The organism is Streptomyces sp. NPDC014907, from assembly GCF_055562975.1.
Genome location: NZ_JBVHEG010000002.1, coordinates 501,936 through 517,815, shown reverse-complemented (window position 1 = coordinate 517,815; position 15,880 = coordinate 501,936). Strand labels below are relative to the sequence as shown.

13 protein-coding genes are annotated in these 15,880 nt (G+C 73.1%); 6 read left to right on the top strand and 7 right to left on the bottom strand.

All coding sequences use genetic code 11. The features are described 5' to 3' along the window. Positions 1-205: 205 nt before the first annotated feature. Complete coding sequence (locus tag ACZ3IL_RS07775) at positions 206-1,222, bottom strand: aspartate-semialdehyde dehydrogenase (protein ID WP_467387663.1); 1,017 nt, start codon at positions 1,220-1,222, stop codon at positions 206-208. A gap of 206 nt (positions 1,223-1,428) precedes the next feature. Here ACZ3IL_RS07775 and ACZ3IL_RS07770 point away from each other — a divergent pair, with 206 nt between their 5' ends. Then, entirely contained in the window at positions 1,429-1,902 is a 474-nt protein-coding gene (locus tag ACZ3IL_RS07770) for an NUDIX hydrolase (RefSeq protein WP_467387661.1), read from the top strand. Between the two features lie 158 nt (positions 1,903-2,060). On the opposite strand, the gene ACZ3IL_RS07765 is transcribed toward ACZ3IL_RS07770, so the two are convergent. Together ACZ3IL_RS07765 and pepN are read right to left on the bottom strand one after the other, a co-directional pair. Then, positions 2,061-3,065 (bottom strand): hypothetical protein, encoded by a 1,005-nt coding sequence (locus tag ACZ3IL_RS07765; protein ID WP_467387659.1) that lies wholly within the window; start codon positions 3,063-3,065, stop codon positions 2,061-2,063. A gap of 317 nt (positions 3,066-3,382) precedes the next feature. Then, positions 3,383-5,932 (bottom strand): aminopeptidase N, encoded by a 2,550-nt coding sequence (gene pepN, locus ACZ3IL_RS07760; protein WP_467387657.1) that lies wholly within the window; start codon positions 5,930-5,932, stop codon positions 3,383-3,385. A gap of 146 nt (positions 5,933-6,078) precedes the next feature. Here pepN and ACZ3IL_RS07755 point away from each other — a divergent pair, with 146 nt between their 5' ends. Beyond that, positions 6,079-6,714, top strand: a complete 636-nt coding sequence (locus ACZ3IL_RS07755; protein ID WP_467387655.1) for a mycothiol-dependent nitroreductase Rv2466c family protein — start codon at positions 6,079-6,081, stop codon at positions 6,712-6,714. Positions 6,715-6,834: 120 nt separating this feature from the next. Here the strand turns inward: ACZ3IL_RS07755 and ACZ3IL_RS07750 are convergent, their stop codons facing one another. The 3 genes from ACZ3IL_RS07750 to ACZ3IL_RS07740 form a co-directional block, all read right to left on the bottom strand. Beyond that, complete coding sequence (locus ACZ3IL_RS07750) at positions 6,835-7,479, bottom strand: superoxide dismutase (protein ID WP_467387653.1); 645 nt, start codon at positions 7,477-7,479, stop codon at positions 6,835-6,837. A 200-nt stretch (positions 7,480-7,679) separates the two neighbouring features. Then, positions 7,680-9,092, bottom strand: coding sequence for an amino acid permease (locus ACZ3IL_RS07745; protein WP_467387651.1), 1,413 nt, complete (start codon positions 9,090-9,092; stop codon positions 7,680-7,682). A gap of 190 nt (positions 9,093-9,282) precedes the next feature. After that, complete coding sequence (locus tag ACZ3IL_RS07740) at positions 9,283-10,698, bottom strand: amino acid permease (protein WP_467387649.1); 1,416 nt, start codon at positions 10,696-10,698, stop codon at positions 9,283-9,285. Between the two features lie 263 nt (positions 10,699-10,961). On the opposite strand from ACZ3IL_RS07740, the gene ACZ3IL_RS07735 reads away from it, so the two are divergent. Continuing rightward, positions 10,962-11,555 (top strand): biotin transporter BioY, encoded by a 594-nt coding sequence (locus tag ACZ3IL_RS07735; protein ID WP_467387647.1) that lies wholly within the window; start codon positions 10,962-10,964, stop codon positions 11,553-11,555. A 72-nt stretch (positions 11,556-11,627) separates the two neighbouring features. Here the strand turns inward: ACZ3IL_RS07735 and ACZ3IL_RS07730 are convergent, their stop codons facing one another. Continuing rightward, entirely contained in the window at positions 11,628-13,076 is a 1,449-nt protein-coding gene (locus ACZ3IL_RS07730; RefSeq protein WP_467387645.1) for an amino acid permease, read from the bottom strand. A gap of 196 nt (positions 13,077-13,272) precedes the next feature. On the opposite strand from ACZ3IL_RS07730, the gene ACZ3IL_RS07725 reads away from it, so the two are divergent. The 3 genes from ACZ3IL_RS07725 (at position 13,273) to ACZ3IL_RS07715 (ending at position 15,852) form a co-directional block, all read left to right on the top strand. Further along, the gene (locus tag ACZ3IL_RS07725) at positions 13,273-13,767 is read left to right on the top strand and encodes a ribose-5-phosphate isomerase (protein ID WP_351971470.1); all 495 of its coding nucleotides are present in this window, start codon (positions 13,273-13,275) and stop codon (positions 13,765-13,767) included. Next, the gene (locus ACZ3IL_RS07720) at positions 13,767-14,576 is read left to right on the top strand and encodes an Fpg/Nei family DNA glycosylase (RefSeq protein WP_467387642.1); all 810 of its coding nucleotides are present in this window, start codon (positions 13,767-13,769) and stop codon (positions 14,574-14,576) included. The genes ACZ3IL_RS07725 and ACZ3IL_RS07720 overlap by 1 nt, the downstream gene beginning before the upstream one ends. A 127-nt stretch (positions 14,577-14,703) precedes the next feature. Beyond that, on the top strand, positions 14,704-15,852 hold the full coding sequence (locus ACZ3IL_RS07715; RefSeq protein ID WP_467387641.1) for a PP2C family protein-serine/threonine phosphatase: 1,149 nt from the start codon (positions 14,704-14,706) through the stop codon (positions 15,850-15,852). Positions 15,853-15,880 lie beyond the last annotated feature (28 nt).

Here is a 15,880-nt window from a genome sequence, read left to right as displayed (position 1 = left end):
CCCCGCCCGCCGGGTGGGGGCCCCGGGGGGGCGGCGGGAGGCCGCCCCACGGGGGATTCGGGTACTGGGGGGAACTCGGGATGGGTCGGGCCCCGGGGGGGGGGGGCGCCCGGGGCGGGCACCCCGCCCCTCCGGACGTACGCGCGCGCCGGGCGGGGTCCTCCCGGCGGGTGGCCCCTCCGGGCCGGCCGGCCCCGCGCGGGGGTCAGCCCCGGAGCTCGGCCGCGACCAGCTCCGCGATCTGCACGGCGTTCAGCGCGGCGCCCTTGCGCAGGTTGTCGTTGGAGAGGAAGAACGCGAGGCCGTTCTCGACGGTCTCGTCCACGCGGACGCGGCCGACGTACGAGGCGTCCTTGCCGGCGGCCTGGAGCGGGGTCGGGATCTCGGACAGCTCGACGCCCTCGGCGTCCCCGAGCAGCTCGAGGGCGCGCTCGACGCCGATCGGGCGCGCGAAGCGGGCGTTGACCTGGAGGGAGTGGCCGGAGAAGACCGGGACGCGCACGCAGGTTCCGGAGACCTTGAGGTCCGGGATCTCCAGGATCTTGCGGGACTCGTTGCGGAGCTTCTGCTCCTCGTCGGTCTCGAAGGAGCCGTCGTCGACGATCGAACCGGCCAGCGGGACCACGTTGAAGGCGATCGGGCGCTTGTAGACGCCCGGCTCCGGGAAGTCGACGGCCCCGCCGTCGTGGGTGAGCGCGGCGGCGCCCCCGGCGACGGCCTTCACCTGGCCGTCCAGCTCGGCGACGCCGGCCACGCCCGAGCCGGACACGGCCTGGTAGGTGGTGGCGACGAGGGCGACGAGGCCGGCCTCCTCGTGGAGCGGCTTGAGGACCGGCATCGCGGCCATCGTGGTGCAGTTCGGGTTGGCGATGATGCCCTTGGGGCGGTCCTTGACCGCGTGCGGGTTCACCTCGGAGACGACGAGGGGGACCTCGGGGTCGCGGCGCCACGCGGAGGAGTTGTCGATCACGACCGCGCCCTGGGAGGCGACCTTCTCGGCGAGGGCCCTGGAGGTGGCGCCGCCGGCCGAGAAGAGCACGATGTCCAGGCCGGTGTAGTCGGCGGTGGAGGCGTCCTCGACCGTGACGCCGTCCACGACGGTGCCGGCGGAGCGGGCGGAGGCGAAGAGCCGCAGCTCGTCGAGGGGGAACGCGCGCTCGGTCAGGATGCTGCGCATGACTGTGCCGACCTGACCGGTGGCTCCGACGATTCCGACCTTCACGGGGACTCCTCCGTGCTTGTGGGGCGTATGGGCGGGGTGCTGCCGGTCCATGATGCGGGGGGGCACGGCCGGTCTGTCCAATCCATTGTCCAAGGGCCGGGACGGTCCCGGCCGCCCCTCTCCGCGCGGACAAGGCGCCGGGGGTCCCGGCCCCGGTCACGCCGTGAACGCGCCCGCGTCCCGCGTGCCGGATCTAACCTCGTGGCATGAAGAGGGACTTGAGGGTGGCGGCCTACGCCGTGTGCGTACGGGACGGGCGGATGCTCCTCGCCCGCTGGGTGGCGGACGACGGGACCAGACTGTGGACCCTGCCGGGCGGCGGCATGGAGCACGGCGAGGAGCCCGTGCGGACCGTCGTCCGCGAGGTCGAGGAGGAGACCGGGTACACCGCCGAACCCACCGTCCTCCTCGGCATCGACTCCGTCCGCCGCAACTGGCTGCGCCGCCTGCGCGAACCCGGCGACTTCCAGGGCCTCCGGATCGTCTACGAGGCCCGGATCACCGGCGGCGAGCTGCGCGCCGAAACCGGCGGCTCCACGGACCTCGCCGCCTGGCACCCGCTCTCCGCCGTCCCCGGGCTCCCCCGCGTCGGGCTCGTCGACATCGGCCTCGACCTGTGGCGCGAACGCCCCCCGGCCGGCCGCTCCCGGCTCAGCGACCCGTCCTCGCGGGAGGACTGAGGGCCACCGGGAGTGAGCGGGGGGCGACGGAGAGCGCGGGGGAACGGCGGGACGGCGGAGAGCGCGGGGGAACGGGGGAGCCGCCGGGCGGCGGAGAGCGGGGGGGGGGGGGGGGGAAGCGGCGGGAACCGCCGGGGCGGCGGAGCCGGGAGCGGTCCTCACCGGGGCAGGACGACGACGTACGCGGCGGGGGGCCGGTCCGCCGCGGCCATCAGGGCCGTGCGGACCACGGTGGCCTGCTGGTCCGCCACCTCGCGCAGCTTGCGCGGGGTGAGGTGGACGACGGTGATCCCGAGCCGCTCCAGGTGCTCGCGCCTGCGGGCGCGCTCGGACCACTCCTCCTCGTCGTCCTGCCGGGGCGCCCGGGTGTCCAGCTCGACGGCGACCGCCTGGTCCGGCCAGTAGGCGTCCACCCCGCCCAGGTGCGGGCCGCCCGGCAGCCGCAGGTCCACGTTCCACAGCGGGTCCGGCAGGCCGAACTCCCGCACCATCTCGTACAGCCGCTCCTCGGAGAGCGGGCGGCCCTCGGTGAGCAGCACGTCCACCGCGTCCCTCACGTGCGGCCGGGACAGCAGCCGGGACCGGCTCAGCTCCCTCATGACCGCGCCCGGTTCGCAGTGCCCGCCGCGCACCGCCCCGGCGAGGAGGGCGCGGACCTCCCCCGCCTCCGTGAGGCCCGCCACCGCGTCGGCGACGGCACGGGCGACCGGGGCGACGGGGAGGCCCGTCAGCTCCACCGGCTCCGGCGCCCCCGGGGCGCGCACCACCCGCACCCAGCCCGCCGAACGCAGCCGCCGGGTGCGCGGCACCAGGACGTCGATCCGCTCCAGGGCGGTGAGCGGGGGAGCGGAGGGGAGGCGGTGCAGGGCCAGGGCGGCGAGGCCGGTGATCATCGCCTCGGGTTCCTGCAGCGGCAGGGCGCCGGGCCGGCGGGCGTAGAGCAGCGCGGCGCGCAGCCGGTCCTCGCCGGTGGGCGGCCCGGGGTGGAGCAGGAAGACGCCGGGGAGGAGCTGCTGCCAGCCGCCGGGCCGGCACCGCGCGGCGACATCGGTGGCGGGGATGCCCTGGGCCCTCAACTGGGCGGCGGTGGCGAGGCGTTGCGTACGGCCGGTGCGGGAGGCGAGCGGGAGGGGGCGGGGGGTGAGGGGGGCGTTGTGGTTCATGCCGGGGGTCTTCCGCCCCCGAAGGCTGCCCTAACCTCTGTTACGCATCCGTCGACAATCGGGGACAAGACCGCCCTAAAGGACGCACGTTCGAGTGCCGAGGGGGTGCCGCTCCCGCCGCCGGGCCGCCGTCTCCTCCGCGCGCGCACGCGCCGGCGGAGTTCCGGTCAGGCGGGCGTGCGGGAGGAACTGCCCCCCTCCCCGCGCGCACGCGCCGGCGGGGGCCGGGTCGCACGGGCCGGCGGGAGCGGCCCCCCTCCCGCACGCACCGGCGGGGGCCGCGGGCGCCCGGCCCGCGACCCCCGCCGTTCACCGGGTCAGACCGCCGGACGGTCGCACGCCTGCGCGCGCAGCGCCCGCGCCAGGTCGTCGCGCGCCTCCAGGACCAGGCGGCGCAGCGCCGGCGCGGCCGACTCGTGCGCCGACAGCCAGGCGTCCGTGGCGGCCAGCGTCGCCTCGTCGTCCTGGAGCGCCGGGAACAGGCCCCGGACCACGTCCATGCCGATCTGGATCGACCGCTCGGCCCACAGGCGCTCGATCGCCGCGAAGTACTTCTCCGCGTACGGGGCGATCAGCTCGCGCTGCGAGGGCTGGACGAAGCCCGCGATCGTCGCCTCGACCAGCGCGTTCGACAGGGTGTCCGACTCCACCACCTGCGCCCAGGCCTGCGCCTTGACCGCCGCCGACGGGCGCGAGGCGAGCAGCCGCACCCGGTGGCGCTCGCCCGTCGCCGTGTCGTCCCGGGCCAGCTCCTCGGCGATCCGGGCCTCGTCCGCCCGCCCGTGCGCGGCCAGCGGCGACAGGAGTGCCCAGCGCAGCTCCTGGTCGACGTCCAGGCCGTCGATCCGCGCCGTGCCGTCGAGCAGCCCCTCCAGGAACTGGAGGTCGGCGTCGGTGGAGGCCATCGCCGCGAAGAACCGCGCCCAGGTGAGCTGGTGCTCGCTGCCCGGCTCCGCCGCCCGCAGCTCGCGCAGCCCGCCCTCGGCGAGCAGCCGGCCGCCCTCCTCGCGCCACTCCGGCGCCGCGTACAGGGTGACGGCGGACTTCGCCCAGGCGTGCACCATCTGGAGGACGCCGATCCCGGTCTCCCGGCCCGCGAAGGCCAGCGCGACGGCGACGAAGTCCCGGGCGGGCATGAGCCCGTCACGGGTCAGGTTCCACAGCGCCGACCAGCACAGGGCGCGGGCCAGGGGGTCGGTGACGTCGCCCAGGCGCGTGCGCAGGGTGGCGAGCGAGCCCTCGTCGAAGCGCATCTTGCAGTAGGTGAGGTCGTCGTCGTTGACGAGCACCAGGTCGGGCCGCTCCTCGCCCGCCAGGCCGGCCACGACCGTGCGGGCGCCGGTGACGTCCGCCTCGGCCCGCGCGTACCGGGTGAGCGCGCCGTCCGCCCCCACCCGGTACAGGCCCACGGCCGTCCGGTGCGGGCGCAGCTCGTCGCCCTCCTGGAGGACGGCGAGTTCGGTGATCCGGCCCTCGGCGTCGTAGGTGACGTCCGGCGCCAGGACGTTCACGCCGGAGGTCTGCAGCCAGGACTTCGCCCACGCCCTCATGTCGCGCCCGGAGGTCTCCTCCAGGATCGCGAGCAGGTCGCCCAGGCGCGTGTTCCCGTACGCGTGGCGCTTGAAGTAGCGGCGCGCGCCCTCCAGGAACGCGTCCCGTCCCGCGTACGCCACGAGCTGCTTGAGCACCGACGCGCCCTTGGCGTACGTGATGCCGTCGAAGTTCAGCTTGGCGTCCTCCAGGTCACGGATGTCGGCCGTGATCGGGTGGGTGGACGGCAGCTGGTCGGCGCGGTACGCCCAGGACTTGCGGTTGTTGGCGAAGGTCACCCAGCTGTGGGTGAAGCGGGTCGCCTCGGCGTTCACGAAGGAGCCCATGAAGTCCGCGAAGGACTCCTTCAGCCACAGGTCGTCCCACCACACCATGGTGACCAGGTCGCCGAACCACATGTGCGCCATCTCGTGCAGGATGACGTTGGCCCGCGCCTCGTACGAGGCCTGCGTGACCTTGCCCCGGAAGACGTACTCCTCGCGGAAGGTCACCATGCCCGGGTTCTCCATCGCGCCGAGGTTGTACTCGGGGACGAAGGCCTGGTCGTACTTCCCGAAGGGGTACGGGAAGTCGAAGTTGTCGTGGAAGAAGTCGAAGCCCTGCTTGGTGATCAGGAAGACGTCGTCCGCGTCGAAGTGCTTCGCGAGGCCCTTGCGGCACATCGCGCCGAGCGGGATCTCCAGGTCGCCGCGCCGGTAGGTGTCGGTGACGTAGTGGTACGGACCGGCCACCACGCAGGTGATGTACGTGGAGATCGGCGCCGTCTCCGCGAACCGCCACACCCCGTCGGCGTCCCGCTCCCCGGCCCCGTTCGACCAGACGGTCCACCCCTCCGGCGCGGTCACCGAGAAGCGGTACGGGGCCTTGAGGTCGGGCTGCTCGAAGTTGGCGTACACCCGCCGGGCGTCGGCCGGCTCGTACTGCGTGTAGAGGTAGACCTCGCCGTCCTCCGGGTCGACGAAGCGGTGCATGCCCTCGCCGGTCCGGCTGTAGGCGCACCGCGCGTCCACCACGAGGGTGTTCTCGTCCTCCAGGCCGTCGAGCGCGATCCGCGTGCCGTCGAAGACCTCCGCCGGGTCCAGGGAACGCCCGTTCAGGGTGACCGCGTCCACCGAGGGGGCGATCAGGTCCGCGAAGGTGCTCGTGCCCGTCCCCGTACGGCGGAAGCGGATCGTCGTCACCGAGCGGAAGGTGCGCACCGCCTCGTCGGACTCGCCGACCGCCGAACGCAGGTCGAGGTCGACCTCGTACCCGTCGACGGACAGCAGCGCGGCCCGCTCGCGGGCCTCGTCGCGGGACAGATTCTCACCGGGCACGGTCACTCCTTCGTGGCGCGTTCGAAACAGCACCGATCCTCCCATGTGCCACTGTCGCCGGCGCACGGGAATGCCCCCGGGCACCCGTGGCGTTCCCGCCTTTCGGCACACCGCCTTCTTTTCCCGTGGGTTCCCCGAGGAGTGACATGTCCGAGAACAGGATCACCGCCGACTTCTACTTCGACCCGCTGTGCCCCTGGGCCTGGATGACCTCCCGCTGGATGCTGGAGGTGGAGAAGCAGCGCCCGGTCGACGTGCGCTGGAAGGTCATGAGCCTGGCCGTCCTCAACGAGGACCGGCTGGACGAGCTGCCGGAGGAGTACCGGGAGATGCTGGCGACCCGGGCGTGGGGCCCGGTCCGCGTCGTGATCGCGGCCCGGGAGCTGCACGGCGACGAGGTCGTCGGCAGGCTCTACACCGCGCTCGGCACCCGCTTCCACAACAACGGCGAGGGCCCCACCCGCGAGGCGATCGCCGGCGCGCTGAAGGACGTCGGCCTGCCGGAGGACCTGGTGGAGTACGCCGACAAGGACACCTACGACACCGAACTGCGCGCCTCCCACAAGGAGGGCATCGACAAGGTCGGCCAGGACGTCGGCACCCCGGTCATCGCGGTGCCCGGCCCGGACGGCGAGGAGGTCGCCTTCTTCGGCCCCGTCGTCACCCCGGCCCCGCGCGGCGAGGCGGCGGCCCGGCTGTGGGACGGCACGCTGCTCGTGGCGTCCACCCCGGGCTTCTACGAGATCAAGCGCACCCGGACGGCGGCGCCGAGCTTCGAGTAGCCGCCGGTCCCGTACGTACGGAAGAACCCCGCGACTCACGTCATCGCGGGGTTCTTCCTCGTTCCGCCCGCACGTGAAGGTTGAGAAGACGATCACGAGTGGGGCGACGGGGGGCGCCGATCAGGGGGAGATCAGCGGCACCGAGGCCTTGGCGGCGCGGTAGCGTCCGTTCACGTCCTGCCAGTTGACGACCTGCCACATGGCCTCGACGAAGTCGGCCTTCTGGTTCTTGTACTGCAGGTAGAAGGCGTGCTCCCAGGCGTCGAAGACCAGGATCGGGACCGAGCCCTGGCCGACGTTGCCCTGGTGGTCGTAGACCTGCTCGACGATCAGGCGGCCGCTGACCGGCTCGTACGCCAGGACGCCCCAGCCGGAGCCCTGGGTGGTCGCGGAGGCCTTGGTGAGCTGGGCCTTGAACTTCGCGAAGGAGCCGAAGGACTCGGTGATCGCGTCCGCGAGGTCGCCGACGCCGTCGGCGGCCAGCGGTTCGCCGCCGCCCCCGTCCTTCGGGCTGTTCATGTTGTTCCAGTAGATGGAGTGGAGGATGTGGCCGGAGAGGTGGAACGCGAGGTTCTTCTCCAGGCCGTTGACCGCTCCCCACTGGTCCTTGTCGCGGGCTTCCGCCAGCTGCTCCAGGGCGTCGTTCGCGCCCTTGACGTAGGCCGCGTGGTGCTTGTCGTGGTGCAGCTCGATGATCTGCGGATCGATCACCGGCTCCAGCGCCGCGTAGTCGTACGGCAGCTCGGGAAGTGTGTAGATCGCCATGCGTCCGGCCCTTCGACTGCTCCTGCTTATTGCAACCCATGTGCAGGTGCAGGCTAACAGCAGATGCGATGGATGGGTGATCGTTCTTTCGTCCCGTGTTCCCGTGTTCCCGTGCCGGCGTGTCCGCGTGGGCGGCTCCGGGCACGGAGAAGCCCCCGGACCGGGCGGGGTCCGGGGGCTCCGGCGGATCGGGGACGCGGTCAGGACGCCCGGAGCTCCGCCGCCCTCTGGCGCGCGAGGCCGATGCCGGCGAGCAGCACGGTCAGGCCGCCCGTCGAGTACAGCTGCACCCGGGTGCCCTCCTCACGGGCCATCAGGCAGAAGACCACCGCCATGCCGGCCAGCGCCAGGCAGGTCAGGTACGGGAACGCCCACATCCGCACGACCAGCGTCCCGGGCGCCTCGCGCTCGGTGCGGCGGCGCAGCACCAGCTGGGAGGCGGCGATGAAGAACCAGACGACCAGGATGACCGCGCCGATGGTGTTGAGCAGCCAGACGAACACGTCGTCCGGCCGCCAGTAGCTCAGCAGCACGCAGCCGAAGCCGAAGACGGAGGAGGCGAGCACGGCCGGACGGGGGACGCCGCCGGAGGAGCGGCCGAGCAGCTTGGGGCCCTGGCCGCGCGCGACCAGCGAACCGGCCATCCGGGAGGCGCCGTAGATGTTGGCGTTCATCGCGGAGAGCAGGGCGACGAGCACGACCACGTTCATGATCTGGCCCGCTGCCGGGATGCCGAGGTGGTCGAGGGTGGCGACGTACGGGCCCTTCTCGACGACCGCCGGGTCGTCCCACGGCACCAGGGTGACGATGACCGCCATGGAGCCGACGTAGAAGAGCGCGATCCGCCACATCGCCGTGCGGACCGCCTTGGCGACGCCCTGGACCGGGTGCTCCGACTCGGCCGCCGCGATGGTGACCGTCTCCAGGCCCCCGTACGCGAAGACCGAGGCCAGCAGACCCACGATCAGGCCTTCGGAGCCGTGCGGGAAGAAGCCGCCGTCACCGGTGAGGTGGGCGGTGCCGGGGGCGTCCGAGCCGGGCAGCAGGCCGGTGATCGCGAGCACGCCGACGCCGAGGAAGAGGACGATCGCGCCGACCTTGAGCGCGGCGAACCAGAACTCGAACTCGCCGAAGTTCTTCACCGCGGCCAGGTTGGTGGCGGTGAAGACCGCCATGAAGAGCGCGACCCAGGCCCACTCGGGACTCCCGGGGAACCAGCCCGTCATGATCTGCGCCGCGCCGATGCCCTCCAGGCCGACGGCGACGCAGAGCAGGAACCAGAAGGCCCAGCCCGAGGTGAAGCCCGCCCAGGAGCCGAAGGCGCGCTCGGCGTGGACGGAGAACGAGCCCGAGGCGGGGTTGGCGGCCGACATCTCGCCCAGCATCCGCATCACCAGCATCACGAGGACGCCGGAGAGGGCGTAGGCGATGACGATCGAGGGCCCGGCGGCGGCGATGCCGGCGCCGGAGCCGACGAAGAGTCCGGCGCCGATGACGCCGCCGAGGGCGATCATCGAGAGGTGGCGCTGCTTGAGGCCGTGGGAGAGCCCCTGAGCGGGGGGCGCGGCGTCGTCCTCGCGGTCGACGGGCGCGGGCGCGGTGGTCCGGGACATGGGCCGCCCTGTTCGCTGGCTGAGACGGGGGAACGCGCCTCAGTCTGGGCGGACGCACCGCTGAGGGGGAACGGGTGTCCGCTATACGGGCACGGGCTTCACACAAGGTGAAGATTCGGTTCCCCTTCGTGCGCGCACCCGCCGTCCGGGCCGGCCGCCGGCCCGTCACCCGGGCCCGTCACCCGGACCGTCACCCGGACCCGTCCGGCGTCCGGCCCCGGCCGGAGGCCCCCGCGCGCGCCTCCCGCACCCACGCCACCACCAGCACCGCGCCGGTCGCCGCCCCCGACCACAGCACCTGCGGCCGCGCGTCCCCGTCGCACAGCATCAGGACGAGCACCGCCCCCATCGCCGCGAGCGCCACCCAGGTCAGCCAGGGGAAGCCCCACATGCGCAGCGACAGCGTCCCGGGCGCCTCCCGCTCGATCCGGCGCCGCAGCCGCAGCTCCGAGACCGCGATCAGGCCCCACACGAAGAGCAGGACCGCGCCGACCGAGTTGAGCAGGTAGAGGAAGACGGAATCCGGCCATTTCAGATTGAGCAGGACGGAGACGAAGCCGAACGCCACCGAGGCGAGCACGGCCCGGCGCGGCACCCCTCCGGCCGACACCGCGAGCAGCCCCTTCGGCGCCTCCCCGCGCTCGGCCAGCGAGAACACCATCCGCGAGGAGCCGTACAGATTGGCGTTGAGCGCCGAGAGCAGCGCCACGAACACCACCACGTTCATGATCCGGCCCGCCGCCGGCACCCCGATCGCGTCCAGGACGGCCACGTACGGCGACTCGCCCGGCCGCATCGACGTCCACGGCAGCAGCGTCACGATCACCAGCATCGACCCCACGTAGAAGAGGAGGACGCGCCACACGGCGCTGCGCACCGCCCGCGCCACGTTCCGCGCCGGGTCGTCCGACTCGGCCGCCGCGATCGTCACGACCTCCAGGCCGCCGAAGGCGAAGACGACCACGAGCACGCCCGACACCACCCCCGACCAGCCGTTCGGCAGGAAACCGCCCCGCCCGGTCAGGTTCGCGAGCCCGACCGGCTCCGTGTCCGGGAGCCACCCGGCGATCGCGAGGACGCCCAGGACCAGGAAGAGGACGATCGCGCCGACCTTGAGCGCGGCGAACCAGAACTCGAACTCGCCGAAGTTCTTCACCGCCGCCAGGTTGGCGAGGGTGAACACGACCATGAGGACGAGGACCCAGCCCCACTGGGGCACCCCCGGCACCCAGCCGTGCGCGATCCGGGCCGCGCCCGTCGCCTCCACGGCGAGGACCACCACGAGCAGGAACCAGTACAGCCACCCCGCCGAGAAGCCCGCCCACCGGCCGAGCGCCCGCTCCGCGTGCACCGAGAAGGCGCCCGAGGCGGGCATCGCCGCCGACATCTCGCCCAGCATCCGCATCACCAGCATCGCGAGCGCCCCGGCGATCAGGTACGAGACCACGATGGCGGGCCCGGCGACGGCGATGCCGGCGCCCGAACCCACGAAGAGCCCCGCGCCGATCACCCCGCCGAGCCCCAGCATCGTCAGGTGACGCCGCTTCAGTCCGTGGGAGAGGGGCTCCGGTTCGGCGGGCGGAAGGGGCGGCGGGGCGTCGCGCATGGTGGGGGACTCGTGCTTCTCGGGAGGGGGTGCTTTATGGAGACTCCACAGTCTCTCCGTCGATGCCTCCCGGACGCAAAAGGGGCGTCTCCTGACGATCCGCCAGTGACGAGGGTCACGTGGCGCCGGGCGTGAAAACCACTCTTTGTGAGAACCCCATGAAGTGGCCGCCTGCCGCTTTGTCGGCGGCTGACGGTGATCGAACGTTCACTCCTGGCATAGCGTCAACCTGTCCCTTCCACCCTCACCCCCGCGGAGTACCGATGAGCACCGCCGCCGCCCCCGCCCGCTCCCTCCGGGCGGGCACCGTCCTCGCCGACCTGATCCCCGCGAGCCGCGCCCGCGACATCGCCCTGGTCGTCGGCGGCGCCGCCCTCACCGGCCTCGCCGCGCAGATCTCGGTCCCGGTCCCCGGCTCCCCGGTCCCGGTCTCCGGCCAGACGTTCGCCGCCCTGCTCGCCGGCACCGCCCTCGGCGCCCGCCGCGGCTTCCTGGCCCTCGCCCTGTACGCGGTGGCGGGCATGGCGGGCGTGCCGTGGTTCGCGCAGGGCACCTCCGGCTACGCCATGCCGTCCTTCGGCTACGTCCTCGGCATGCTCCTCGCCGCGACGGTCGTCGGCGCCCTGGCCCGCCGCGGCGCCGACCGCTCGGTGCTCCGCACGGCCGGCGCGATGGCCCTCGGCTCCGCGGTCGTCTACGCCGTCGGCGTGCCCTACCTGGCCCTCGCCACCGGCATGACCTTCGGCCAGGCCGTCGCCGCCGGTCTCGTCCCGTTCCTGATCGGCGACGCCCTCAAGGCCGCCCTCGCCATGGGCGCCCTCCCGGCCGCCTGGAAGCTCGCCGGCCGCAGGGGCTGAGCCCCGTACGGCACGTGAGGAGGGCCCCGGCGGACGTCCGCCGGGGCCCTCCTCACGTCCGCGCGAGGGCGGTCACGGCTCCAGGGGGGCCTTCGGGGAGGACTTCGCGACCCGCTCCCTGACCACCGCGACCACGACCACGAGCGCCGCCACGAGCAGCGAGAGCACGACCTGCTCGCGGGCGCTGCCGCCGTTGTAGATCATGTAGCCGAGGACGAAGACGATCATGCCGATCGTCGCCCAGGTCAGGTACGGGAAGAGCCACATCCGCACGACCAGCTTCTCCGGCGACTCGCGCAGGATGATCCCGCGCATCCGCAGCTGGGTCACGCAGATGACCAGCCAGACGAAGAGCGCCACCGCGCCGGAGGAGTTGAGCAGGAAGGCGAAGACGGTGTCCGGCCACTTGTAGTTGAAGAAGACGGCGACGAAGCCGAAGACGACCGAGCCGAGGATCGCCGCCCGCGGCACGCCCCTCTTGTTGACGCGGGCGAAGGCCTTCGGCGCGTCACCGCGCCGCCCGAGCGAGAAGGCCATGCGGGAGGCGGTGTAGAGGCCCGAGTTCAGGCAGGACAGGACGGCCGTCAGGACGATCACGTTCATGACCTGGCCGGCGTGCGGGATGCCGATGGAGTCGAGGGCGGCGACGTACGAGCCCTTCTCGACGATCGCCCTGTCGTTCCACGGCAGCAGGGTCAGGACGACGAGGATCGAGCCCAGGTAGAAGACCGCGATCCGCCAGATCACGCTGTTGGTGGCCTTGGAGACCGCGCGCTGCGGGTCCTCCGACTCGCCGGCCGCCAGGGTGACGATCTCGCTGCCCATGAAGGAGAAGACCACCATCAGCACACCGGTGAGGATCGCGCCCGTGCCCATCGGGAAGAAGCCGCCGGTGTCGGTGAGGTGCGCGAACCCGGTGCCCGGGTTGTCCGAGCCCGGCAGCACGCCGAAGGCGGCGAGCAGGCCGACGACGACGAAGGCGCCGATGGCGACGACCTTGATGCCGGCGAACCAGAACTCGAACTCGCCGTAGGAGGCGACCGAGGCGAGGTTGGTGGCGGTGAGCACCAGCATCACGATCAGCGCCCAGCCCCACTGCGGTACGGCCGGGACCCAGCCCTCCAGGATCGTGGCGCCCGCGGTCGCCTCGACGGCGAGCACGACCACCCAGAAGAACCAGTACAGCCAGCCGATGCTGAAACCGGCCCAGCGGCCGAGGGCCTGGTCCGCGTAGGCGGAGAAGGAGCCGGAGGAGGGCCGGGCGGCGGCCATCTCGCCGAGCATCCGCATCACGAAGACGACCATGAGGCCCACGAGGGCGTACGACAGGAGGATCGCGGGGCCGGCCGCGGCGATGCCGGAACCGGAGCCGACGAAGAGACCGGCGCCGATGACGCCGCCGATGGCGATCATCGAGAGGTGGCGGTTCTTGAGACCGGCCTTCAGGCCGTCGGGGGAGCCGGGCGTTCCGGGGGTGCCGGCCGTCCCGTCGTCCTTCGTCAGGGTCGGTTGCGTGTTCATGGACGCTTCCTCGTGTCTGGGGGGTGCTCGGGTCGCGAGCCCCGGTATTCAACCCCGTGGAGGGGGATGATCGGAATACCTCATTCCGGATTGTTGCGCGGACGGTTCCCCGGAGGGCGGAGGTCCGTACCGGGCCGGACGGAGGACCCGACCCCGCTGCCTGATACCCGGGCCCGGACGTGCCACACTCGGCTCCATGCGCGTCTACATCGGTTCCGACCACGCCGGCTACGAACTCAAGAACCACCTCGTCGAGTGGCTGAAGGCCCACGGCCACGAGCCCGTCGACTGCGGTCCCCACGTCTACGACGCCCTCGACGACTACCCGCCGTTCTGCCTGCGCGCCGCCGAGAGGACGGCCGCCGACCCGGACGCCCTGGGCATCGTCATCGGAGGCTCCGGCAACGGCGAGCAGATCGCCGCGAACAAGGTGAAGGGGGTGCGCGCCGCCCTCGCCTGGAGCGAGCAGACCGCCGCCCTCGGCCGCGAGCACAACAACGCCAACGTGATCTCCGTCGGCGGCCGGATGCACACCCGGGAAGAGGCGACCAAGTTCGTCGAGATCTTCCTGAACACCCCCTACTCCGGCGACGAGCGCCACACCCGCCGGATCGACATGCTCACCGCGTACGAGAACACCGGCGAGCTCCCCCCGATCCCGGCGCACCACCCGCAGGAGCCGACCGCCTGATGCCCGAGGGGCACACCGTCCACCGGCTGGCCGCCGACCACCGCGAGCGGTTCGGCGGCCGGCCCGTACGCGTCTCCAGCCCCCAGGGCAGGTTCACCGACTCGGCCGCCCTGCTCGACGGCACCGTCCTGGAGACCGCCGAGGCCCACGGCAAGCACCTCTTCCTGGGCTTCGCGGGCGCCGGATGGGTCCACATCCACCTGGGCCTCTTCGGCAAGGTGACCTTCGGCGACGCCCCGGCCCCGCCGCCCGCGGACACGGTCCGCCTGCGCATCGCCGACACCGGAGGACACGTCGACCTGCGCGGCCCGACGACCTGCGCCCTGATCACGGACGCCGAGAAGCGGGCGGTACACGACCGGCTCGGCCCGGACCCGCTCCGGGAGGACGACGACCCGGCGAAGGCCTGGCACCGGATCTCGAGGTCCCGCACCACGATCGCCGCCCTCCTCATGGACCAGAAGGTCGTCGCGGGCGTCGGCAACGTCTACCGCGCCGAGGTCCTCTTCCGGCACGGCATCGACCCCTACCGCGCCGGCAAGGACCTCACGGCGGGGGAGTGGGACGCGATCTGGACCGACCTCGCCGCACTGATGCGCGAGGGCGTCCGCCTCAACCGCATCGACACCGTCCGGCCCGAGCACACCCCCGAGGCGATGGGCCGCCCGCCCCGCGTCGACGACCACGGCGGCGAGGTCTACGTCTACCGGCGCGCCCACCTGCCCTGCCTCGTCTGCGGCACCGGCGTCCGCACGGCCGGCCTGGCGGCCCGCAACCTCTTCTGGTGCCCGGGCTGCCAGACCCGCTAGCGGACGGCGCCCGCCCCGGAGCGCGGGCACGGCGGGTCCCCTCCGCACCGGCCCCGGCCGCCGCCGCGCACACCGACGGCGGGGTACCCCTGCACGATGCCGGCCGGGATGGATAGGGTCCAGCCCAATGGGACACCGCACGGGAGTGGACACGTACGCGGCCCGGACACGCAGGCGCGTACGCCGGGTCCGCACCGTGCTGCGCAGATCCGCCGTCGACCACTTCCGGGGGGACGGCGCCGACTGGCTCGCCTTCGCCGGCCTCCTCCTCATGATCCCGGCCATCGCCTGCGGCACCCTCCTCGATCCGGTCTGGTGCGCGCCCACCGCGCTCGCCCTGCCGATCGTGGCCGGCGGCCTGCTGCTGCGCCCCGCCAGCCTCCTCGGCCTGTACGCGGCCGCCGCCGGCGCCCTCATCGTCGAGTCCGTCGTCCTCGGCCCGTACACCCAGGGCCCCGCCCGGGTCACCCCCGGCACCGTCCTGGTCGTCGCCGCCTGCGGCTTCTTCGGACTCCTCATCGCCCAGTTCCGGGCCCGCGTCGGCGTGCCCTGGCGGCGCGGCGGCACCATGCTCTTCGACCTGCGCGAACGCATCCGCGTCCAGAGCGCCCTGCCCCGCCTCCCCGCGGGCTGGCACCGTGAGATGGCGCTGCGCCCGGCCGGCGGCCAGTCCTTCTCCGGCGACTTCGTCGTCGCCGCCCGCACGCACGAAGGACGCACCCTGGAGGTCGTCCTCACCGACGTCTCCGGAAAGGGCATGGACGCGGCCTCCCGCTCCCTGCTGCTCTCCGGCGCCTTCGGCGGCCTCCTCGGCTCGCTCCCGCCGCACGGCTTCCTGCCCGCCGCCAACGGCTACCTGCTGCGCCAGAACTGGGACGAGGGCTTCGCCACCTCCGTCCACCTCGTCCTCGACCTGGAGTCCGGCGACTACGAGCTCTACTCCGCGGGCCACCTGCCCGCCCTCCAGCTCCACGCGGGCAGCGGACGCTGGGAGGAGAAGGCCGCCGAGGGCCCCCTCCTCGGCGTCTACGACGGCGCCGAGTTCCACCCGGTCAAGGGCTCCCTGCACCCCGGCGACGTCCTCATGCTCTTCACCGACGGCCTGGTGGAGGCCGCCGACCGGGACATCGCCGAGGGCATCGACCGGCTCACCGGCGAGGCCGACCGCTGTGTCTCCGAGGGCTTCGAGGGCGTCGCCCGGCACCTCATCGAGGCCGTCGCCAAGGACGTCAACGACGACCGGGCGCTGCTGCTGATCAGGCGCCGGCCGCGCTGAGCGCGGCGGCCCCGGGGCGCGGACACGA